20 protein-coding genes are annotated in these 21873 nt (G+C 43.3%); 11 read left to right on the top strand and 9 right to left on the bottom strand.

Annotated elements, in window-relative coordinates; genetic code table 11:
- Window positions 1-176: 176 nt before the first annotated feature.
- Window positions 177-431, bottom strand: a complete 255-nt coding sequence (locus AC1DYB_RS14580) for a hypothetical protein (RefSeq protein ID WP_295711450.1) — start codon at window positions 429-431, stop codon at window positions 177-179.
- A 101-nt stretch (window positions 432-532) separates the two neighbouring features.
- Window positions 533-2014 (bottom strand): MBL fold metallo-hydrolase RNA specificity domain-containing protein, encoded by a 1482-nt coding sequence (locus AC1DYB_RS14575; RefSeq protein ID WP_477435970.1) that lies wholly within the window; start codon window positions 2012-2014, stop codon window positions 533-535.
- Window positions 2015-2158: 144 nt separating this feature from the next.
- Between AC1DYB_RS14575 and AC1DYB_RS14570 the strand changes: the two genes are divergently transcribed.
- The 5 genes from AC1DYB_RS14570 (at window position 2159) to AC1DYB_RS14550 (ending at window position 6849) form a co-directional block, all read left to right on the top strand.
- The gene (locus AC1DYB_RS14570; RefSeq protein ID WP_477390453.1) at window positions 2159-2590 is read left to right on the top strand and encodes an Hsp20/alpha crystallin family protein; all 432 of its coding nucleotides are present in this window, start codon (window positions 2159-2161) and stop codon (window positions 2588-2590) included.
- The gene (locus AC1DYB_RS14565) at window positions 2583-2831 is read left to right on the top strand and encodes a hypothetical protein (RefSeq protein ID WP_477435968.1); all 249 of its coding nucleotides are present in this window, start codon (window positions 2583-2585) and stop codon (window positions 2829-2831) included. Before AC1DYB_RS14570 ends, AC1DYB_RS14565 begins: the two co-directional genes overlap by 8 nt.
- A gap of 228 nt (window positions 2832-3059) precedes the next feature.
- Entirely contained in the window at window positions 3060-3944 is an 885-nt protein-coding gene (locus AC1DYB_RS14560) for a universal stress protein (RefSeq protein ID WP_477435966.1), read from the top strand.
- Between the two features lie 52 nt (window positions 3945-3996).
- Window positions 3997-4233: a hypothetical protein gene (locus AC1DYB_RS14555; protein ID WP_477435964.1), complete on the top strand. Its 237-nt coding sequence runs from the start codon at window positions 3997-3999 to the stop codon at window positions 4231-4233.
- Between the two features lie 66 nt (window positions 4234-4299).
- Entirely contained in the window at window positions 4300-6849 is a 2550-nt protein-coding gene (locus AC1DYB_RS14550; RefSeq protein WP_477435962.1) for a cation-translocating P-type ATPase, read from the top strand.
- A 409-nt stretch (window positions 6850-7258) separates the two neighbouring features.
- Here the strand turns inward: AC1DYB_RS14550 and AC1DYB_RS14545 are convergent, their stop codons facing one another.
- From AC1DYB_RS14545 to AC1DYB_RS14525, 5 genes are all read right to left on the bottom strand, one after another.
- Window positions 7259-8239: an MlaD family protein gene (locus AC1DYB_RS14545; RefSeq protein ID WP_477435960.1), complete on the bottom strand. Its 981-nt coding sequence runs from the start codon at window positions 8237-8239 to the stop codon at window positions 7259-7261.
- Between the two features lie 6 nt (window positions 8240-8245).
- Window positions 8246-9022 (bottom strand): ABC transporter ATP-binding protein, encoded by a 777-nt coding sequence (locus tag AC1DYB_RS14540; RefSeq protein ID WP_295711443.1) that lies wholly within the window; start codon window positions 9020-9022, stop codon window positions 8246-8248.
- A 5-nt stretch (window positions 9023-9027) separates the two neighbouring features.
- On the bottom strand, window positions 9028-9813 hold the full coding sequence (locus tag AC1DYB_RS14535; RefSeq protein ID WP_477435958.1) for an MlaE family ABC transporter permease: 786 nt from the start codon (window positions 9811-9813) through the stop codon (window positions 9028-9030).
- Window positions 9814-10168: 355 nt separating this feature from the next.
- A complete protein-coding gene (gene ppsA / locus AC1DYB_RS14530; RefSeq protein ID WP_477435956.1) occupies window positions 10169-12619 on the bottom strand; it encodes a phosphoenolpyruvate synthase in 2451 nt (816 codons plus the stop codon).
- A 352-nt stretch (window positions 12620-12971) separates the two neighbouring features.
- Window positions 12972-13838 (bottom strand): universal stress protein, encoded by an 867-nt coding sequence (locus AC1DYB_RS14525; RefSeq protein ID WP_477435954.1) that lies wholly within the window; start codon window positions 13836-13838, stop codon window positions 12972-12974.
- Between the two features lie 630 nt (window positions 13839-14468).
- On the opposite strand from AC1DYB_RS14525, the gene AC1DYB_RS14520 reads away from it, so the two are divergent.
- From AC1DYB_RS14520 to AC1DYB_RS14510, 3 genes are read left to right on the top strand one after another with little or no spacing between them, the layout of a single operon-like run.
- Window positions 14469-15554: an efflux RND transporter periplasmic adaptor subunit gene (locus AC1DYB_RS14520; protein WP_477435952.1), complete on the top strand. Its 1086-nt coding sequence runs from the start codon at window positions 14469-14471 to the stop codon at window positions 15552-15554.
- Window positions 15555-16814: an ABC transporter permease gene (locus tag AC1DYB_RS14515; protein ID WP_477435949.1), complete on the top strand. Its 1260-nt coding sequence runs from the start codon at window positions 15555-15557 to the stop codon at window positions 16812-16814.
- Window positions 16814-17491 carry an ABC transporter ATP-binding protein gene (locus tag AC1DYB_RS14510; RefSeq protein WP_477435947.1) on the top strand — a complete coding sequence of 226 codons (678 nt, stop codon included), beginning with the start codon at window positions 16814-16816 and terminating at the stop codon, window positions 17489-17491. Before AC1DYB_RS14515 ends, AC1DYB_RS14510 begins: the two co-directional genes overlap by 1 nt.
- Window positions 17492-17597: 106 nt before the next feature.
- On the opposite strand, the gene AC1DYB_RS14505 is transcribed toward AC1DYB_RS14510, so the two are convergent.
- Window positions 17598-18458, bottom strand: a complete 861-nt coding sequence (locus AC1DYB_RS14505) for a universal stress protein (RefSeq protein WP_477435945.1) — start codon at window positions 18456-18458, stop codon at window positions 17598-17600.
- Between the two features lie 138 nt (window positions 18459-18596).
- Complete coding sequence (locus AC1DYB_RS14500) at window positions 18597-19046, bottom strand: pyridoxamine 5'-phosphate oxidase family protein (RefSeq protein WP_477435943.1); 450 nt, start codon at window positions 19044-19046, stop codon at window positions 18597-18599.
- A 197-nt stretch (window positions 19047-19243) separates the two neighbouring features.
- Here AC1DYB_RS14500 and AC1DYB_RS14495 point away from each other — a divergent pair, with 197 nt between their 5' ends.
- From AC1DYB_RS14495 to AC1DYB_RS14485, 3 genes are all read left to right on the top strand, one after another.
- Window positions 19244-20353: a S1C family serine protease gene (locus tag AC1DYB_RS14495; protein WP_477435941.1), complete on the top strand. Its 1110-nt coding sequence runs from the start codon at window positions 19244-19246 to the stop codon at window positions 20351-20353.
- Window positions 20354-20644: 291 nt separating this feature from the next.
- Window positions 20645-21313 carry a BON domain-containing protein gene (locus AC1DYB_RS14490; RefSeq protein ID WP_477435939.1) on the top strand — a complete coding sequence of 223 codons (669 nt, stop codon included), beginning with the start codon at window positions 20645-20647 and terminating at the stop codon, window positions 21311-21313.
- A 21-nt stretch (window positions 21314-21334) separates the two neighbouring features.
- Window positions 21335-21844: a hypothetical protein gene (locus AC1DYB_RS14485; RefSeq protein WP_477435937.1), complete on the top strand. Its 510-nt coding sequence runs from the start codon at window positions 21335-21337 to the stop codon at window positions 21842-21844.
- Window positions 21845-21873 lie beyond the last annotated feature (29 nt).

Here is a 21873-nt window from a genome sequence, read left to right as displayed (position 1 = left end):
TTAGGTTAAACTTTTGCAATTTGCTTTTTCATTATAACACATTCCCGGTTAACCAGCCAAACCGGTTAAGCACCTGGCTTTTTAATAAAGCCTCTTTCTGGTTTTCGTTTAATTCTCCTGACATGGCAGACGGTTTACTGGTTAACAATCTAATATCCCGATCTGAAGTAGTTTTATCAGTCCTGGTACAGCAGCAGTTCCTGTGCACGAATCACGAATTCGGTGAGGTGGGTAAATTGCCTGTTTTCGTATTCCCAGTTAAGAATGAACCGGTATCTACCATCATCACATGGGCCCAGAGCAACTTCAAAGTCTTTCTTTCCTTCACTGTCAACCAGGATTTGTTGAGCTGTATATGTATCACCACAAAGGCGGCTCAAACAAGCCCGGCCTTTAACAGGGTGTAAAAAATTAAATTTCAGACTTGGCATATCTCCTCCCTCTTTAAAGCAAAATGTACTACCAAATTTAGATGCCACCGATTTCCCAAAAAATGATATCAGGCACAAAATAGCCTGATCTTATGTGTTTTTCAGGCGGGCAGACCAGCCGGTTTAACCGGATCTTCATTTTCCATTCCGGTAAATGGCTGCGCTTTTAACTCACTACGCTTTACAGGGAACAGTAACTTTGGCCTGCCTTCCTTTATGATCGTAACGGGAACGCGAAGTTCATCCTTTAGCTTCACCCGGAGTGCCTCCTGCGCGCAGGGCTCACCATGTACAAGAAAGACCTCCGCGGGCGCCGGTTCAAATCCTTTTATCCACGTTAGCAATTCGCGCTGGTCCGCATGTGCTGATAAGCCGCCGATCTCCAAAGTCCGCGCTCTAACCGGGTAATATTGCCCATGTATCTTAATTTCCGGCACCTGGTTAAGCAGGGCTCTTCCCCGGGTGCCTTCAGCCTGGTATCCAATCATCAGTACGGTGTTCCTTGCATCCCCGAGGTAATGTTTAAGATATTCCAACACCCTGCCACCGGTGAGCATCCCACTTGCGGCGAGCACTACCTTACTTCCTTTTTGACGGATGATTTTTTCTGTATGGTGATAATCCGGATTAATAGTCACCCCGCTGAACATGCGGGTAGTTTCTGCTTCGGGGATTGTTAGCCAGCCCGGGTATTTCAACAAGGAACGGCCGGCCGAAGCCGCCATAGGGCTGTCCAGAAAAACCGGGATGCTTTGGGGTATTCCCCCGGAATTTTTTAGCCGGTATAAAACATGTATCACATCCTGTGCCCGGCCCACAGCAAAACAGGGAATTAGCAGGTTACCGCGCCGAAAAACCGTATCCTTGATGGCCAGGCCAAATGCTTCCGCCGGATCAGCGGCGTCATGCAGCCGATCCCCATATGTGGATTCCATCACCACAAAATCGGCCTTAACCGGATGAACCGGCGGGGGAAGCAATTCTGAATGATAACGCCCGATATCACCAGAAAATACGATAGTTTTTCCATAACAAGTAATCTCCAGAGAACAGGCCCCAACAATATGACCGGCGGGGAAAAACTTAAACCAGATCTGCTCATTCAAACGGAAGGTACGGTCGGGCTCCACCGTCACAAACTGCTGTAACGCTGTTTCCACATCCTCCGTTGTATATAATGGTTCGGCCGGCCGGTGTTTGCTGTAACCGTGCCTATTGGCTTTATCAGCATCCTCTTCCTGTAATTTAGCGCTGTCCCTCAAAATGAGTTCTGCCAGGTCTCGGGTGGGTGGGCTCATATAAATTTTGCCACCGTATCCGTTTTTAACAAATAAAGGAATATACCCGCAATGATCGAGATGTGCATGGGTAAGGATCATCACATCAACGGCCGAAAGTTCAGCCGGCGGTCTTTCCCAGTTTCGTTCCCGGAGAGACTTGATACCCTGAAATAAGCCACAATCTACCAGGATGTTCAACTCCGGTGTTTGCAGCAGGTGTTTTGAACCTGTAACAGTTTCTGCTGCCCCAAAAGACTGTAAATAAACAGCATCATTAATAGATGCACCATTTGCGTTGTCCATAACTAATGGCTTTTAATATCCGGTAAAATTAGCGCGTAGATGAAGCCAAATTATTGATGAACGTCACAATGGAAACTGATCTGGGTCATCGTGATTGGCCACAGATAATAGGAAATTTGAACTGTAAACATTAAATAAATCATTATGTCAACTTTAGTAAAAACTAACAGCTTTCCATCATTAAGGTCAATGATGGAAGATTTTTGGAACACCGACAGGTTTTTTGACAAACCTTTGTTTTCAGGCGAGCAATTACCTGCAGTTAACGTCCGGGAAACAAAAGATAATTTTGAACTGGAAGTAGCGGCACCCGGCTTTAAAAAGGACGATTTTAAGGTCTCTACAGGAAATGGTTTGATAACGATCAGCGCGGAAACCAGCAGCGAACAAAAGGAAGAAAAAGAAAATTACACCCGTAAGGAATTTTCAAAAAGCGCCTTCACCCGTAGCTTCAAGCTGCCCGAAAACGTTTTGGAAGAAAAGATCAAAGCATCGTACAAAGATGGCTTACTGGTCATTGATCTTAAAAAATCAGACAAAGCCCTGACGGCCAAAAAAGAAGTAAAAATTGACTGATCCGCAATTTCAGGACAATCAGCCAAACAGTTTCAATCTCAGTAACACCATAACGCCGGACCTCGCCAAACAATATCATGATACAAATCATGTGGTGGCCGACCAGGGGTTTCATAAAATTGAAACAGCTTTCCTGCTGCGTTTAATGGGTGATCTCTTCATCCGGGCATTGCAGCGTCATATCCCTCCAAACTCAAACGGGCAGGAAAGCATCTTTATCAATTGGAAACAATTTTGCTGATAAGCAGCTTGAGCACCTGTTTAAACTACCTGCAATAATAACTAAGCTGCCCCGCCTGGTGCTTTCTTAATAAAAAAGATATAGACCGCTCGCTTTAATCGTAATCCATGATGATTTGTATGGTATTATATTTTTATGCCTGTTATCATATACGCAAGTGACCAGGATCATTTAACGGGAGAAGCAAAAAATCAACCTTTGTAACGCAACACTTTAAAACCACCCAATATGAAAACCATATTAGTCCCTACAGATTTTTCTGCTCCCGCAAACAATGCCGCGCGCTATGCCCTGCACCTGGCCAAAGGCATGAAAACAGGGATCAGGTTATGCAGCGCGATTTCAGTGCCAGCAGAGGCCCGGATGGCGCCACAAGTAGCATGGCCGTTGGAAGATTATACCTCTATGAAAAATTTTACAACAGAGCAATTAGAGCTTTCTGTAGAAAAATTAAAGCAAAAACTGAAAGAACAGGCTGAAGGCCTGCCGCCGGATTACCAACCAGCCATTGGTTACAGCAGCGAGGTTGGCTCAGTAACAGAAGTGATCAGAAATGTGGTGGGAGAACAAAAAATGTCTCTGGTGGTGATGGGCATGTCAGGTGCAGGGGGGCTCAGTCGATTTTTCCTGGGCAGCAACAGCAGGGAGCTGATAGAAAAAGCCAATTTCCCGGTTATCCTTATTCCGGCTGATTTTATATATAAGCCCATTCAAAAGATTGCCTTTGCCACTGATTTAAGCAAGAGCGATATCGAGGTAATTCATTCCCTGGCCGGTATGGCGCGTTATTTCAACGCGGAGATCCTGGTTAGTCATGTTACTGACGAAAAAAGTGAAAACCCCAGGGAAAAACAGGATATAGATAATTTTCTCAGTGAAGTATCCGATAAAGCCAATTATCCAAAAATCTACTATCGCCATGTCAGGAGCGTAGATGTAGATAGTGGCCTGAACTGGCTTTATGAACACAGCCAGATTGATATGCTGGCCATGGTTCACCGTCCACATAATTTTCTTTCGAAGCTGATCAGCGGCAGCCATACGCAGAGACTGGCTAAGCATATCACCATTCCGCTACTGGTGTTTCCGCCAGACTGCTGCGCGGTTATTTAAAACATACCCAAAGCAAACGTTGTTCCTTCAGATAAACTGTAATTGCGCTAAAATGGAAACTCCCGGGTTCATGCAGTCCATGATATTCAAAAAAGCAAGTCAGGAAAGGATGATCAAATCAGTGGCTAAACTGCCCCGCCACAATGGTCTGCCCTTTTTTGATACATTAAAAACAATCCCTGTTCATACACAGACAACCGTATTCAGTCTTTCACAGGCCATTAAAAAATTAAGGAAGGGCCAGATTAGCGGAGCTGCGGTTTTGACAATGGGCTCAAGCCGTTTATAGAAAATCGGGTTTAGCTATCCAAAAGTCTTTTTAATTACGGCTTATCCGATGCCTAAAAAATAAATAATGGAAACTACTCCTATTACCGTTCGCCCCGGATATGCAACTGCAAAAATAGCCGGCATAAGCGGACTGAATGATGCGCAGGTTATCGAAGCTCGAAACCAATTTGGTTTTAACCGGTTGGTTTTTAAAAAAGGGAATCGTTTTTTTGATGCGATCAAAAGCCTGTCCAAAGAGCCTATGGTCCTGCTGCTCCTGGCAACCTCAGGGATTTATTTTATCAGCGGCAATACCGACGATGGTTTTTTCCTGGCCTCTGCAATTGTACTGGTTTCGGCTATTTCCCTGTATCAGGACTCCCGGAGCCGCAACGCGCTGGAACAGCTCAAGAGCTATACACAGGCTGGCTGCAGTGTTATCCGGAACAGCAAAACAGTAAGTATAAGTGCCGAAGAAGTGGTTGTGGGCGACAGCCTGGTTGTTGAAGAAGGCGCAGCTATTATGGCTGATGCCACAATTGTACAGTCAAATGATTTCTCGGTTAACGAATCCATTCTCACCGGGGAATCACTGCCCGTTTATAAAGATCCAGAACAAAGTGACCATTTTATTTACCGGGGTACCACAGTGGCCAGCGGATTGGCCATTGCTACAGTAACAGCCATCGCCCATGAAACAAAGCTGGGAAAAATTGGCCAAAGTTTGGAAGCTATATCAGAGGAGCAAACCCCACTGGAATTGCAGATCGGTAGTTTTGTCAAAAAGATGGTGATTGCGGGTGTCGTTGTATTCCTGATTGTCTGGGCCATCAATTACTACCGTTCTGCCCTCATTTTAGATAGCCTGCTGAAAGGACTTACGCTGGCGATGAGTATATTACCGGAAGAAATACCGGTAGCCTTTACCACCTTTATGGCCATTGGCGCCTGGCGTTTGATGAAGATGGGAATCGTGGTTAAACAAATGAAAACGGTGGAGACATTAGGTAGCGCTACTGTGATCTGTACAGACAAAACGGGAACGATCACCGAAAACAGGATGAGCCTGGCCGGTGTCTTCGCGCTGAGATCAAACCGCATTGCTAATGATGCAGCGCTGTTTGACCCAAATGAACGGGAACTCATCAGGATAGCCATGTGGGCCAGTGAGCCTGTACCGTTTGACCCAATGGAGATAGCCCTGCATCATACTTATACGCAAATATTTGCGGCTGATGAAAGGCCGTTTTATCATATGATCCATGAATACCCCCTGGGCGGCAAGCCTCCCATGATGACCCATATTTTCGCTGATGGTTCGGGGCACCGGATCATTGCAGCCAAGGGGGCTCCGGAGGCTATCATGCGTTTATGTTTACTGAGCGAAGACGAACGAAGACATGCCATGGCTGCTATAGCCACACTTACTGATGATGGTTACCGGGTGTTGGGAGTTGGAGAAGCCATTTTTGGAGATGATGCGTTCCCTGCCAGTCAACAGGAATTCCGATTCACATTTAAAGGGATCGTGGCTTTTTACGATCCTCCAAAAGCAAATATTACCGATGTGCTGAAAACATTCTATAAAGCAGGTATAGGGGTAAAGATCATTACCGGCGACAATGCGGCGACAACTGCATCCATCGCGAGGCAAATCGGCTTCAAGGGATATGATAAATGCATAGACGGCGCGGCGTTAATGACACAAAGCGATGAAGAACTACAGGAAACCGTTCTCCAAATCAATGTATTTACGCGAATGTTCCCCGAGGCGAAACTGAGGGTGGTTCAAGCCCTCAAAGCAGGTAACCAGATTGTGGCCATGACCGGCGATGGCGTAAATGACGGACCTGCATTAAAAGCGGCACATATTGGCATTGCAATGGGCAAAAAAGGAACAGAGATTGCCAAACAAGCCGCTTCCCTCGTTCTTGCAGATGATGACCTGTCAAAAATGACAGATGCGGTTGCCATGGGCAGAAGGATATACGCCAATCTTAAAAAAGCCATTCAGTATATCATTTCTATTCACATCCCTATTATCCTCACCGTTTTTATTCCACTGTTCTTCGGCTGGATCTATCCCAATATTTTTTCGCCCATACATATTATTTTTCTCGAATTAATCATGGGCCCCACCTGTTCTATCGTTTATGAAAATGAACCTATTGAAAAGAATAGCATGCTGCAAAAGCCCAGGGCATTTACCCAAACCTTTTTTGACTGGAAGGAGCTTATAACAAGTGTTATTCAGGGATTGGTCATCACCGCCGGAACGTTAAGTATCTATTGGTTTGCCGTATACCAGCACGCTAATGAACCTGTTACCCGTACTATGGTATTCAGCACATTAATTGCGGCCAACATCATACTAACATTGGTAAACCGTTCCTTTTATTATTCCCTATTAACCACCATTAAATACCGCAATAACCTGGTGCCTGTTGTGCTCGGTATTACTTTAATTGTTTCCGGATCATTGTTTTATATCCATCCCTTGTCAGCGTTTTTTGGATTTGAACCTTTAAGTCTTGCTCAGTTGTCCATCAGCTCGGGAGCGGGCATACTATCGGTAATATGGATTGAATTATTAAAACCGGGAAAAAGATCTGCTTTTGCACTAAAGCCAGCTTAGTTAACCACAACTTCAGGCCTTCAACCTACAATTTAAAATATAACAAAAACCGTAACAAAACTCAATCGCTATTCATTTCCGTTCAACTCAAAAAACAGTACCAGCCCTATAAAATCGGGGGAAATAAATGATGAAGATCAATGCAATGTATGACCAATTACAGGTTTCCAGAATTGCCCTTAAGCTATATTTGTACTACCCGATGGATGGAATTTATTCCTGTTTCGGTAGATGAAGCAGTACATTTTGTCTTTAGTGACTGATGTACTGCCGCATTGCGGAATCGGCGATCCCGGTTCCGTTTTTTTATTTTCCACATCTCCCAAACAAAACATACCTGTGTTTTGCGCTTGCTATTAAGTCCAGAACAACCTAACAATTTTTTGTGTTAAAATATTCTTAGTTTTAGTTATTGGCCTTCCTTTTTCTTTTTTTCAAGGCTTTTAAAATAGCCCCTCAGTAAAAAATTATGTTTTAAGGCCTCCATATTCTGATTAAACCCGGCGGTGCCGTCTTGAATATTTTTCACGGTTTGTTTTAGTTGCCCGGCCACAGCAGAGTCACGGAGCAATACGTAAAGGGAACCATCTTTCGATGACAGGTCCTGGCTAACGGCTTCGATCAATGTATTCAATCGAATGGTCGCCAGGTTTGCTTGATCACTAACCGAACTTACCTTCTGCATTGTGTTATTTAAATTCCCAGCAAAGGCTGTATCGGTTAGTAAAAGTCCGGCTGCGCCCCTTCCCTTTCTGATTCCTTTTACAATGATGTCCAGGTTTACAGCCATATCTCTGGCATTTGCTGTGGCTTCATGAATGTTTTTTAAAGAAGACCGGAGAACCGGACTTAATTCCTTATCGTTCAATAATTCCAAAATCTTGCTTTCGTTGATACGCTGAACAGTGCCTTTTAATTCTTCGGAGATAAGTGCAATATTATTATTGGTCTTATCCAGGGTCTGCAGCATGGCATCAGTACTTACAGCTTTACGGGTTTGCAGGTAATCACCCTTGCTTATCGCCAAACTTTTGCCCGTTCCGGGCTGAATATTAATAACTTTATTACCCATCAGCCCTTCGGTTCCCACGGTAGCGATAGCATCCTTATGGATAAAAGCACCTACTTTGGGGTCGATCAACAAAATCACTTCAATAGACGTATCGTTAAGCAACTGCATGTCTTTAACCGTTCCGGCCTGAATACCGGAGTATAAAACATTATTCCCGGCTATTAATCCGTTCAAATTGGTAAAGCGTACTTTTATTTCAAAACCACCTCCAAACAGGTTGTGATTCTTCCCGATCATGTAAAAGGAAAATATCAGCACCAGTAATCCTGCCAATGTAAATACACCCAATTTGATGTTATTTTCTCCCTGGTTTGCCATAGTTTGTTATTCAAAAAATTGTTTAATATTTTCATCTGTAGCATCCTCCAGTTCCTGGTAAGTACCTTCCATATAACACTTTCCGTCCAACAGTAAAACTACCCGGTCGGCTGTGTTTTTAACGCAATTCATATCATGAGATATAATGATGGAAGCCGTATGGTATTTTTTCTGCAGGGATAAAATGAGATTATCAATCTCCCTGGCTGTTACAGGATCCAGCCCGGTGGTTGGCTCATCATACAGAATGATCTCAGGTTTAAGAATCAATGTACGGGCCAGCGCTACCCTTTTTAGCATACCTCCGGAAAGCTCGGCAGGCATCATATCCACCGTATGCGGCAGGCCCACATTGTCCAGGGCTTCTTTCACCATGGCGTCTACCTCGGTTTGTGGCAGCCTGATCCATTGCCTTCGGAGGGAAAATTCAAGATTTTCTCTGACGGTCATGGAATCATAAAGAGCGTTTCCCTGAAAAAGAAAACCGATTTTGGTTCTGATCTTGTCCAGATCTTCGTGATCTAATTCCGGTATATTTTTCCCCAGCACAATGATCTTACCACTATCGGGCTTTAAAAGCCCGATGATGCATTTGATCAGGACAGATTTTCCAGACCCCGATTTACCGAGCACCACCAGATTTTCATTCTCATACACTTTGAGATTAAAATCATTCAGTACCACATTCTCCCCAAATCTTTTACAAAGATGTTCAATCTCAATTACAGCTTCCGGTTTTCCCGTTATCTTGCCTGTTGTTGATGATCTGATTGGCGTTTCCATTGCATTTAGTTTAGTCCAAGAACATCAGTAAGTTGCACGGCCAATAAATCAATGATAAATATCAGTACCGAAGCCAACACAACGGCAGTATTAGCAGAACTACCCACACCGCGCGTCCCTTTACTGGAATTATAGCCTTTATAACAGCCAACAATACCTACCGCAAAGCCGAAAAAGAAAGTTTTTATAACAGCTGGCGTAAGATCACCAAAGCTTAAACTATCAAATACCTGGGTGTAAAACAGGCGAATACTCGTCACCGATCGGATATTGACACCGATATAGGCGCCGAACAGGGAGATTGCATCACTGAGGATAGTAAGGATAGGCAACATTAAAGTTGATGCCAATACCCGTGTGGCTACTAAATATTTAAAGGGGTTGGTACCACTTACTTCCATGGCGTCGATCTGCTCGGTTACTTTCATGGAGCCTAATTCGGCGCCAATACTGCTGCCGATTTTACCGGCAAAGATCAAGGCAGTGATCACCGGGCCAATCTCGCGAACAATAGCTATGCCCACCATCACAGGCAACTCAGATTCGACCCCGTAACTGATCAGGGAGGGCCTTAATTGCATAGTCAATACAAGGCCCATAATAAATCCTGTCAAACCAATCAGCGGCAGGGACTTGTAACCAATTAAATAACACTGAGTCAGCAGTTCTTTTACTTCAAACCGGGGTTTCAAACCCAAAGAAAAAAAATGCCCTGTAAATCTCATTACATGACCGGTTTCTTTAAAGAATTCCAGTATCCGGTCAGTAAAAGCCCAATGAATTTTATCCATGCTATCCATGCTGTACAGATCTGATTTTTAACTAAAAGTACCACGTTCGCTATAGCGGAGAAATGACGAACATCATACAGGTAAATGATCAATGTCATGAATGCACCCGGGAGATGATTATAGCTTCTACACAAAAATCTATAATTATAAATAAAGCTCCGGGTAACCAGAGCTCACACCATATATGGCACTAAAAAAAATGCGTATCCGCTTTGTTTTCAAATAGTTTATTCCCCTTGACCCGGCGTTGTTCTAATACTTCAATCTTGATTTCTTCGGCTTAAATGACAGGCAGCTTTTTTAAAGTGTATTAATTTTATTGTAATTGCCAGGGCAGATATCGTAGCCATTCCGTTTAAGCGATGCCCTTTGCATGGGTTGATAAATTTTTAAGATTAACTGGTCGGTTTACTTTTTTTGTGGATTTGATTAGAGGCGAAAGCGTTTCGTTGATATTATTAATACCATTGATGAGTGCATCCGGATTAAACGAAATACTATCAATACCTGCGGTAACGATTAGCCTGGTGAAATCTTTGGAGTCACTTGGGGCCTGTCCGCAAAGTCCAACATTTCTCTGCAATTGATTTGCCTTTTGAATCATTAAAACAATCAACTTTTTGCTGGCAGCATTCTGCTCATCAAATAAATCGGCGATCAAGGCAGAATCTCTGTCAATACCGAGTGTTAATTGGGTAAGATCATTGGACCCGATAGAAAAACCATCAAAAACAGCAGCAAATTCTTCGGCCAGCAAAACATTACTTGGTATTTCTGCCATAACAAATACCTCCAGTCCATTGACACCTTTTTTCAAACCGTATTTTTTCATCTGTGCTATAACCTTTTTTCCTTCCTCAACAGTACGGCAAAAAGGGATCATCAATTTAACATTGGTGAAGCCCATATCGTCTCTGACCTTTTTCATGGCCTCACATTCCAACCGGAAGCCCTCCCGGTAACGCTCATGCGTGTAACGCGAAGCCCCCCGGAATCCAATCATCGGGTTTTCTTCATCCGGTTCAAAGTATTTGCCGCCAATCAAACCCGCGTATTCATTCGTCTTAAAATCGCTCATTCTAACGATGACTTCCTTGGGATAAAAAGCAGCGGCAATGGTGGCCACCCCTTGTGCCAGCCGGTCCACAAAATATCTTGTCTTATCCGGGTAACCGGAGGTCAGATGCGCAATCCTCAATCGGTCTGTTTCGTCAATAACACGCTCAAAATGAACCAGTGCCATGGGGTGTACCTTAACAGAATGGGTAATGATAAACTCCAGCCTCATCAGCCCGACGCCATGGTTAGGATAAAATGACAGTTGGAAAGCCTGATCAGGATCACCTACGATCAACTGTGCCCTGGGATGTTCGGGCAAATGGATTTTCTTTAAATCAGTAAGGGTTTCTTTCCAGTTCAATTTGCCACGATAAACAATTCCGGTTTTACCCTCGGTACAGCAGAGGGTAATTTCTTCACCGTCTTTGATATTAACCGTAGCGTTTTCGGTACCAACAATCGCTACCGCTCCCAGTTCCCTGGCTATGATGGCCGCATGACTGGTTCTGCCACCTTTGTTGGTGACGATCCCCGCTACCTTTTTGAGTATGGGGTCCCAATCCGGGTTGGTGGTGTCAGTAACGAGGATGTCTCCCTCGTTAAGTTTACCGGCCTCTTCAGGCGAGCTTAATAATCGCGCAAAACCGCTGGTGATCTGGTGCCCAACGGCAGCTCCCGTGGTGATCGTTTCACCTTTTTCTAAAATATGGCAGGTTTTTATCTGTAACGTCTTTTGCTGACTGTGCACGGTTTCCGGTCTTGCCTGGATGATGTAAAGTTGGTGGTTCTGTCCGTCTTTCGCCCATTCAAAGTCCATGGGTTTTTTATAATACTCTTCAATGATCACTGCCCAGCGGGCCAGTTGCTCAATTTCCACATCATCCAGAACAAATTTCCCCCTCAATTCCCAGGGCGTATCCCTATTTATCGTGGTATGGTGTTCATTCCCATCCTCGGTATAAACCAGCATTTTGCTTTTGCTGCCCAATTTTTTCTGTAAAATCGATTCCTTATTTTTTTTCAAAGTGGGCTTGAACACGATAAACTCGTCCGGAACAACGGTGCCCTGTACCATATTTTCGCCTAAGCCCCAAACCCCGGCAAGGTGCACCACGTCCCTAAATCCCGATTCGGGCTCAAGGGTAAATCCAACACCTGAACAGCCCAGGTCTGAGCGGACCATTTGCTGAATACCCACAGAAAGAAAAACTTTAGCGTGATCGAAGCCCTTATCTTCCCTGTATTTAATAGCGCGGTCGGTGTAAAGGGATGCAAAACATTGTTTTACCGCATAGATAACAGCCCAATGCCCCTGTATATTTAAATAGGATTCATGCTGCCCGGCAAAACTGGCATCCGGAAGATCTTCGGCTGTCGCACTGCTACGTACGGCTACTGATGGTTCTGAAAAATTAAACAGGTAGTCATAAGCATCAATAATGGTCATCTGGAGGTCCTGGGGTATTTCAGCGTCCATCATCAGTTTCCTGGCTTTTGCTCCAACCTGGGAAAGATTGGTAAAATTATCCCGATCAAGCTCTTCAAGTATTTTTTGCAGGGGCTGCTGTAGTTTATTACGCGTTAAAAAATATTGGTAGGCTGCCGCTGTAACCGCAAATCCATCCGGGATGGGTATGCCCATGGGCACCAAATGGGTAAACATTTCTCCGATGGAAGCATTTTTACCACCGACCTCTGCAATATTTTGCATCCCAATTTCACTGAATTTTTTGATGAAAGATTCCATATTGATTTTCATTATTTATTTGAAAGCATCTTATATTTTATCTACCCGCTGGCGGTTGTTTCTTCTCGCTTAGTGAGAAGCTAATTTCTGCCTAAAACCGTCTCCAAATAATGACAAGGGTCAAAACCAAAACTGATTCTGCGCAAAAAACAGGTTTGCTGCCGAATGAACTTAAGCGTAAAGGCTTTCGTTATGATAAGCCAGTGTCCCTTTTACAGGCAGGGTTTCTTAAAAATCAATCGTGCTCTTTAGGTTAAATTCCTTTTGCAAAACTGAAAGTTGCAACCCAAAAAAAGCCGCAGAGAGTTAAGTTCTTCTGTGGCTTCTGTGTGAATATATATATATCAATAGTTTACTTTACTTCCATACGTGACGGGATCACCATTACAGGTATTTGCTGGTGTTTTAATTGCTCACCGGTATGACTCCCTTTAAATATCCTGCTCAAAAAACTATGATGGTCATGCACTAATACAAGTAAATCAGATTCGTTCTCTTCACAATGACGATTCAGACGAGCAGGCAATTCCTTGCCGGATATATCTTGGTATGATAAATTAGGGTACCGATATCTTCTTACACGGTTGACAAATTTGCTTTTCATTTCCATTTCGCGTGAATCATCATGGCCCCAAAGGGATACATGCAAAATTTCTAGGTGAAAATCAAAAAGACGGCCGAGTTTGATGAGGTAATGCACCGCATTTAGATCACCTTCATCAAAGTCGCAGGCGATTGTAACTTTTGCTATTTTTTTAAGATCAGCGCTTTGGGGAATAATCAAAACCGGCCGGTTTGTTTGATTGATGACCGTGCTGGTGTCACTACCTATCAGCAAATGTTCCATGGTTGTGCCGGAGCGGGCGCCTATGATGATGAGTTCGATATCCTTTCTTTCCAACAAAAACTTCAATTGATACTGCAGGCTCCCCTCTTCCCGTTGGCAATCGATACTTGGCTTGTGTTCCCCATGCTGAACTTTCGCGACAAGTTTCTCCAGGCTCTCTTTCAGATAGGTGATTTTCTCCTTGCTTTCATCCAGCCAGATCATCTGTTCTACTGCATAAGGCGTTCCGCCAAACTCGGACAGAACTGGCTGGCTGGCAAAAGTATTAAACAATAAAATATTCGCATGCAACTTCGCACACAGCGGAATAGCGGCGGCCGCGGCATGATCTGCATTATCTGAATAATCGGTTAGCACCAGTATCTTTTTCATGATCAATTTATTTAAACGTAAACTCTTTGCTACCCTCATTGCACGAGGAGATATAACAAATATGACCAATCGTATCCCGGCCGCCCATGACCAAAATCATCCCGAAATTTGATTTACCGCACATTTACGAATGTTGAGCGCGCAGATTCCAGGATCTTTTCAATGGTCTGAAGAAATATCGCCTTTTAATTTCCCTCCCTGGGTGAAAGACTTGTTTCCGTATAGCCATAAGTGATGTCAAAACAGTCGAAGTAATGTGTTCGTTATTACCGGCGTATGAGCTTGCCGCGGTCGGTTTATGGATATTAAAAGATGTGATAGGGCGTAATTTATATTGGATATCCCGGGCATGCAGGGTACCTGGTAAGTTAAAAAATGATCAGGATCAATTAAAATAATGATTTGTGCTACAGGCTTGGATCAAGTTAAAACCTAAATTTGTATTATTAAGCAGATTGAATTTATTCCTGTCCCGGTAATGCGCCCAGGAAGTCTTTCGGGCATCATAATTGCGCATTTTTACACCAAGGTCAACTGATTTTATTTTTTAGCAGCAAAGAATAATTACGGACAGGGAAGGGCTTTAACATGATACAGTTCACGCTTGGCCTGAACTAAACTTACAGTCAAATGAAGCTGATTAGCTATTATATTCCTATTGTATTTTTAATCAGTGCATGCTCAACTAAAAAAGATCATACCAGGGCCGTTATAAAAAATATCACCGTGTCCTTATATGCTTCGGCAAATGTTAAAGCAACAGACCAGTACACCGTAACATCAACCGTGCCGGGTATCGTTAAACAAATCAATGTAAACCCTGGTGACCTGGTTAAAACTGGAGAAATACTTTTTGTTCTGGAAAACCGGGAAGCCGCTTTAAATGCAGCTAATGCCCGCCAGACTTTAGATTTTACAACCTCAAACAGTCGGGCCAGTTCTGAACGGCTCCAGGAAGCCATATACCAGGTTCAGGTAGCCAAAGAAAAATACCAACTCGATTCTGCCTTTTATTATCGTCAAAAAAATTTATGGGAGCAAAACATAGGCACTCGTTTAGATTTTGATCAGCGCCATTTGGCATTTACTACCTCAACAATAAATTATGATGCCGCCATTAAAAGTTTGGCCCAATTAAAAAAACAATTAAAAAACGACCTGGAGTTATCTAAGATCAATTACAGCATTTCCAAAAAGCGACAGACCGATTATTTAATTAAGAGTGAAATAGACGGTAAAGTATTCGATGCGATTAAAAATAAAGGCGAGCTGATCACCACACAAACCGCACTATGTGTTTTAGGAAAGCCTGATCAGTTTTATCTGGAGATGAATGTTGATGAGAAGGATATCATAAAGATTAACCTAAGCCAACGTGTTGAAATTACCATGGATAGCTATCAGGGACAATCATTCCGTGGCCGGGTCAGTAAAATTTATCCAATTATGGATGAGCGGTCACGTACATTTAAGGTTGAAGCCGTTTTTTTGAACCCTCCAGGGAAGCTCTATCCTAATTTAACGGCGGAGGTTAATATCATCGTCAGTGTGAAGAAAAATGCAATGCTTATCCCCAGAAACTACCTCGATAAAAACAATTGTGTGTGGTTAAAAGGCGATATTAAAAAGAAAGTGATCACAGGGGTACAGGATGAAAAGAATGTGGAAATACTGCATGGGCTTAATACACAGGAAACTATTTATAAACCTGATTAAATGAAAACAGGACTGCTCTTAAATATCGCCCTCGCCTTGTTAATGGCGCGCCTAAAGCAATCGGTTGTGGCTGCTGCCGGCGTTACCTTTGGCATTGCCATGTTTATAGCACTTATTAGTTTCATGACAGGTTTAAACAAAATGCTGGATAACCTGATTATAAACCGTACCCCGCATATCAGGTTATACAATGCTATTACACCATCCAAAATGCAACCTGTTAATCGGGCCGCCGACTTCGCCGGATTCAAAAATTTCATCCTATCAGTGAAACCAAAGGACGAAGGAAAGCAGCTTTATAATGCAAGCCGCATTATTAAAGCCATTAGGGAGGATGATCGGGTAATTGATGTTGCCCCTAAAATAAGTACAACCGTTTTCTTTAATAGCGGCACCATTCAATTGTCAGGTATAATTGATGGCGTCGACGTAGATCTTGAGCAGAAGCTTTTTCACTTAAATGATAACATCATTGAGGGAACTATTGCTGATTTAGCTGTGGTGAGTAACAGTATAATTATTGGAAAAGGGCTTGCTGATAAGCTTATTGTAAAAATAGGAGACGTGATACAGGTTACTACGCCTGACGCCGATATTGCTAAGCTTAAAATAGTAGGGATAGTACAGTTTGGAATAGCCGAAGTAGACGACGTGCAAAGTTTTACTTCCCTGCAAACCGCGCAAAAGCTGCAAGGTAAGCCGGCCAGCTATATTACCGATATACAGGTTAAATTAAAAAACATCGCGCTTGCCCCCGCACTGGCTAAGGAATATGCACGACTATTTGATGTTGATGCAACCGATGTGCAAACCGCCAATGCGCAATTTGAAACCGGCACCACCGTACGAAACACCATTGCCTATAGCGTAAGCGTCACCTTGCTGATTGTTGCCGGGTTTGGAATATATAATATATTGAATATGTTAATTTATGAAAAAATGGATGCAATAGCGATATTGAAAGCTACAGGATTCTCTGGTAAGGATGTTAAAGCGATATTTATTCAACTGTCGATGGTGCTCGGCGTAGTTGGCGGCGTCATTGGCATTATATTGGGATATTGTTTATCGCTTATCATAAGTCATATTCCGTTCCAGACTTCGGCATTGCCAACAATAAAAACCTATCCGGTAAATTTTGAAATTACCTACTATTTAATTGGCATAAGCTTCGCGCTTATCACCACTTATCTCGCCGGTCTGTTTCCGGCCCGTAAGGCGGCAAAAATTGATCCGGTGGTCATCATAAGGGGGAAATAATGGAAACACCGGTTTTACAGGCGATTGATATTAACAAGTATTTTTTAGACCCGGTGCGTTTTCGTGTGCTTACAGATATTAGCTTCTCTATCAGCCGTGGAAGTTTTGTTTCTATTACAGGCAAATCAGGATGCGGTAAATCAACATTGCTATATATCTTATCCACGATGGATACAGATTATGAAGGCGAATTGATATTGGACAATGAACCACTTCGTCAAAAAGATAATGCCGAACTCGCTGTCATTCGTAATCAAAAGATCGGGTTTGTATTTCAGTTTCATTACCTGATTGAAGAGTTCAATGTGCTCAAAAATGTGATGCTGCCGGCCATGAAACTGGGCAGATATTCTACCGAGGCAATAGAGCAAAAGGCAATGCAGCATTTAAAAACTTTAGGCATAGATGACCAGGCCCTCAAAAATGCCAGCCAGCTGAGCGGTGGCCAAAAACAGCGTGTAGCCATAGCACGGGCGATGATCAACGACCCGCTGATTATCATGGGCGATGAGCCCACCGGCAACCTGGATAAAAAGAACAGCGATATTGTTTTTGGCATTTTTAAAGACATTTGCCTGGAAAATAAACAGACCATTCTGGTTGTAACCCATGATCCGGATTTTGCTAAACGGGCCGACCGGATCATCGTGATGGAAGACGGGACAATTATTCCATAATATATCCGAAATTTATAAATATTCAGCCAGTTTAATCCAATTTAAAACTTCCGTTACGGCCTTGCCCGCAACATCCGGGAAGACGGTAAACTAACGTTATTTTTATCTAATTCATTTTAGAAGGAAATACCAGCAGGGGTGTTTTCTGTTTAGCTAAGGCTTTTTTGGTTTCACTATGAGCAAACAGCCGTACAAAAAAGGAGCGCTGACGATGCAGCAAGGCTAATAGCACTGGCCCGGTTTCTGTACCTAAGTGGTTCAACCTGTTGATTACATCATTTCCTCCAATTTTATGATAGCTTAGCCCCTGGTACTTTAATTGCGCAACCTTTGCTTCGAAGGCAAGCGCCTGGGGACTTTGTTCCGCTTCTTTCTGATCAGGTTTGATTACATGGATAATCTCAAGCTGATAATGAAAAAGGTTGCCCAGTTTGATGAGGTAATGGATCGCTTTAAAATCCGCTTCATCAAAATCGGTTGCGAATATCACCTTTCGTATTTGCTTCAGGTCTGTTTTTGCAGGAACAATAAGCACTGGTCGGGTGGCATGGTTCACTACAGCATTGGTATCGTGGCCATATAGTGCATCATCGCGGTCATGCGATCGCGCTCCCATGACTATGAGTTCCACCTTGTTTTGAACCAATAATTCATCTACATCCATTCCCAGGTCGCAGTCGTTCAACTCAACAGAGATAACCGGCTTATGATCATCAGGCTCCAACTGGCTACTAAGGGATTCCAGGCCTTCCATCAATGACCCCAAACCTAGTTGGCTGCTTTTTTTTCGTTTCGTAAACTCATCCACAATCCATCCGCCACCGCCATAGGATGGCATGGTTGCATAGTCGATATAGGTATTAAACAATAACAGGTCAGTATGTAACTTCCCGCTAAGTATTAAACCGGCTTCTGCGGCACAGGTTGCATTAGCTGAAAAATCGGTGAGCACAAGTATTTTTTTCACGACTGAGTCTTTTAAATTTCCTTTCAAATATTTCCATTTTTTCGATCAATAGCCTGTTGTTTTTTATTTGCACAGCGGCAAACTTATGCTGCCGACTCTGTTTCCCGCATCAAAAGCAAACTGAACAGCTTTAATCTATTAACGTTCATACCGGCCGGTTTTCTTGCCCAGCTTAATTTTATAAATAATTAGTTCCACTTTACTGCCTATATCGCTATCCTTTTCCGTGATGCCATGTGATGGATGGTCGGGCGCATTTTGAGATAGCGGCATGATACGGTGAATGATAGCTTGCATAATCCGCTCCTTTTCATCCATGTCTGTTATTTCCTCAAACGTTCCCCAGGCAACCACACTTTTCCAGCGGAATATGCTTTGTATATCATCCACCTCGAAACATACCTCGGGATTCTTTCGCATCATGTCAATTTTTTTTCCCTGAGCAGAATGCGCGTAAATATCCGCGCCATTATAAACATAGTTAATAGGAACAATATAGATGTTACCATCAGTACCGCAGGCAATCCGGCCGGTGACTTGTTCCTTTAACAGTCCCTCAATTTCCTCATTTGTCATTTCCCCTAACATTGTCTATTTTTTTTTGATGGTTCTTAAAAACACAGCCTTAAATAAAAATGATAACAACTACGATGCAATATTCCCCAAAAAAGCACTGGTGCGGAATGACCGTGGTCACATAAATAGGTGATGTGGAATATGGATTCACATGACTGCACTCATTGATCAACGGTTGCCGGTCAATTAGTTTTATAGAAATAAATTCCATGAAAAAGCTTACTTTATTTACCTTCTGTTTAGTGCCCCTTTGGCTGCATGGCCAGATTTTGACGAGCGCGACGGATTTAAGTTATGCAGCTTCAAAGGCAATTCCCGCGGTGGTTCGTATTCAGGCTTTTGTGTCAGACAGTATTTTGAATATACATCCTCACCTGGTAACCTCCATGGGCATTAAATCAAATAAATCCGGTACTGGCATGCTCGCAGGCAGCGCCTCGGGAGTGCTGGTAAGTGCTGATGGCTATGTGATTACCAACAACCATGTATTGGCCGGGGCCGACAGCCTGATGGTCATTTTGCAAGATCGCAGAGCATACCGCGCGATGCTGACCGGGACGGATGACAGGGTAGATCTGGCGCTACTTAAAATTCCTGGTAATGCGCTCCCTTTTCTGGAACTTGGAAACCCTGGTGCAATACAGATCGGGGATCCGGTACTGGCTGTTGGCAATCCGCTTGATCTGACTTCTACGGTTACAGGGGGAATTTTGAGCGCCCGATTCAGAAACATGGACAGCCAGTCGGATGAATCCCTGGTAAACTCTTATCTGCAAACTGATGCCGCCAGCAATGAAGGCATGAGCGGAAGCGCTTTGGTGGATCGTAATGGTAAACTTATCGGTATCAATTCAGCGATCATTTCTCCTTCCGGAACTTTTGCGGGGTATACCTTTGCAATCCCTGCCGGCATTGTCAGGAAAGCCTGGCATGACCTTGTTGCTTATGGAAGTGTTCATTATGCTTACCTCAATATTTTCTTTGTTGACATGGATGCCATACAGGCCAAACGGCTGCTGGCAAAAAGTGCAGCCGGCGTTTTAATTGAAAGTGTGCAACGGGGAGGTGCAGGCGAACAGGCGGGATTGCGGCGGGATGATATCATCATACAGCTGGATCAGCAACAAATAATTTCATCCCCCCAATTGCGCGAGTTGCTTGCGCAATATGCCCCGGGAAATCATGTAGTATTGACCATTGTACGCAAGGGTAAAGAAACGGATCTCGCAGTGATACTTTCTCCCGAAAGCGGAGGTAGGTCCAGGGCTGCAGCGCGCAAACAACCAGCACGCTGGCCTGCTTTTCGCACTAAGCAATAACATTCACCGATGGTCTCTTTGCCACCTATTTTACCAAAACCGTTAAGCCGCCGGTAGCATTTGGATTTAACGAAGGAGCCGGGCCATGCGGTTGACTAGCATATGTCGAAAAAAGGATTCCACTATCGCCTTGAGTCTCGCGGGAGGCAGATTGGGGAACGATCCCTCCATTTAAATTGTGTTTCATATCAAAAACCCGCATGATGGCAATCATTGAAATAGCCACCAAAAGGGCTGTCCTTTGATATATGAAATGTATCTAATTTATAAATCATTTAAAAAATAAAACTTATGAAAACGGACATTCAAATCCAAAAAGACGTGATGGATGAACTGAAATGGCAGCCATTTTTAAATTCATCCGAAATTGGCGTTGCCGTAAAAAACGGGATTGTAACACTTTCAGGGATAGTTGATTCCTTCTCCAAAAAGTTAAGCGCCGAAAGAGCAACAAAAAAGGTATCCGGTGTAAAAGCCATCGCAGAAGACATTCAGATCGGGGTATCACCCGTTTACCGTAAAACAGATACGGAAATAGCCGAAGCGGTGTTTAACGCCCTTAAATGGCATTCAGCCGTACCAGAAGAAAAAGTTAAGATCAAGGTAGAAGACGGCATCGTTACCCTGGAAGGCGAAGTTGAATGGGAATACCAGCGGATGAACGCCAGAACAGCCATTCAAAATCTTTCCGGAGTACGATCAGTAACTAACCTGATCACCATTAAACCAAACCTTAACCCATTTGAGTTGGAGCAGAAAATTACAGAGGCCTTCCGGAGAAACGCCACCATTGATGCCGGCAAGGTAAACGTTAGCACGAGCGGCAGCAAAGTAATACTTACCGGAAAGGTTCGCTCATTTGCCGAAAGTGAAGACGCGGAAGATGTAGCCTGGGCAGCGCCGGGTGTTTACCACGTGGAAAACAAATTGTCTATCGTTGAACCGGAATTTGTGTATTAACTTATTTATAAAAGTAAAATCATGAAAAAATCAAAATTTATATTCAGCCTGATGATTGTGATAACCATATCTGCGATGCGGTCATTTGCCCAGATCATCCTACCCGAAGTAAATATAAAAGCTTCGATCTATAAGTATCTTAACGCTACAGATAACAAGGAAATGGCGCAGCCGGTCAGAATGCTGGAGTTCAAAGCGGCCACCTATGATGTAAAAAAATCAGAATTCTACAACGATGATTATGATGGATATTCTATATCCTTTTATATCCCTGACGGGAAAATTCTGGCTGCTTATGATAAAAATGGCAAACTGCTGCGTACTGCCGAAAAATTCAAAAACACCAAACTACCTGCAGCCGTAAGGGATGCGGTTAGCAAGCGGTTCCCTAACTGGCATATTTCCCAGGATATCTACCAGGTTCATTACTATGACCAGAAGGAGTCTGCCGATAAAAGTTTTAAGCTCCTGCTGGAGAATGGCGACAAGCGCATGAAAGTAAAAATTAATGAAAAGGGAGAATTTATTTAAGCTCCCTGCAATTAACCTATTAACAAGAA

The organism is Mucilaginibacter sp. P2_A4 (assembly GCF_056405015.1).
This window is presented reverse-complemented; position numbering and strand designations above follow the sequence as displayed.

Coding starts and splice junctions, on each gene's coding strand:
- AC1DYB_RS14570 (WP_477390453.1), top strand. CDS start 2,159: ATGTCAACTTTAGTAAAAACTAACAGCTTTCCATCATTAAGGTCAATG.
- AC1DYB_RS14535 (WP_477435958.1), bottom strand. CDS start 9,813: ATGGATAAAATTCATTGGGCTTTTACTGACCGGATACTGGAATTCTTT.
- AC1DYB_RS14545 (WP_477435960.1), bottom strand. CDS start 8,239: ATGGCAAACCAGGGAGAAAATAACATCAAATTGGGTGTATTTACATTG.
- AC1DYB_RS14560 (WP_477435966.1), top strand. CDS start 3,060: ATGAAAACCATATTAGTCCCTACAGATTTTTCTGCTCCCGCAAACAAT.
- AC1DYB_RS14575 (WP_477435970.1), bottom strand. CDS start 2,014: ATGGACAACGCAAATGGTGCATCTATTAATGATGCTGTTTATTTACAG.
- ppsA (WP_477435956.1), bottom strand. CDS start 12,619: ATGGAATCTTTCATCAAAAAATTCAGTGAAATTGGGATGCAAAATATT.
- AC1DYB_RS14525 (WP_477435954.1), bottom strand. CDS start 13,838: ATGAAAAAGATACTGGTGCTAACCGATTATTCAGATAATGCAGATCAT.
- AC1DYB_RS14500 (WP_477435943.1), bottom strand. CDS start 19,046: ATGTTAGGGGAAATGACAAATGAGGAAATTGAGGGACTGTTAAAGGAA.
- AC1DYB_RS14550 (WP_477435962.1), top strand. CDS start 4,300: ATGGAAACTACTCCTATTACCGTTCGCCCCGGATATGCAACTGCAAAA.
- AC1DYB_RS14485 (WP_477435937.1), top strand. CDS start 21,335: ATGAAAAAATCAAAATTTATATTCAGCCTGATGATTGTGATAACCATA.
- AC1DYB_RS14555 (WP_477435964.1), top strand. CDS start 3,997: ATGGAAACTCCCGGGTTCATGCAGTCCATGATATTCAAAAAAGCAAGT.
- AC1DYB_RS14495 (WP_477435941.1), top strand. CDS start 19,244: ATGAAAAAGCTTACTTTATTTACCTTCTGTTTAGTGCCCCTTTGGCTG.
- AC1DYB_RS14580 (WP_295711450.1), bottom strand. CDS start 431: ATGCCAAGTCTGAAATTTAATTTTTTACACCCTGTTAAAGGCCGGGCT.
- AC1DYB_RS14540 (WP_295711443.1), bottom strand. CDS start 9,022: ATGGAAACGCCAATCAGATCATCAACAACAGGCAAGATAACGGGAAAA.
- AC1DYB_RS14510 (WP_477435947.1), top strand. CDS start 16,814: ATGGAAACACCGGTTTTACAGGCGATTGATATTAACAAGTATTTTTTA.
- AC1DYB_RS14520 (WP_477435952.1), top strand. CDS start 14,469: ATGAAGCTGATTAGCTATTATATTCCTATTGTATTTTTAATCAGTGCA.
- AC1DYB_RS14490 (WP_477435939.1), top strand. CDS start 20,645: ATGAAAACGGACATTCAAATCCAAAAAGACGTGATGGATGAACTGAAA.
- AC1DYB_RS14515 (WP_477435949.1), top strand. CDS start 15,555: ATGAAAACAGGACTGCTCTTAAATATCGCCCTCGCCTTGTTAATGGCG.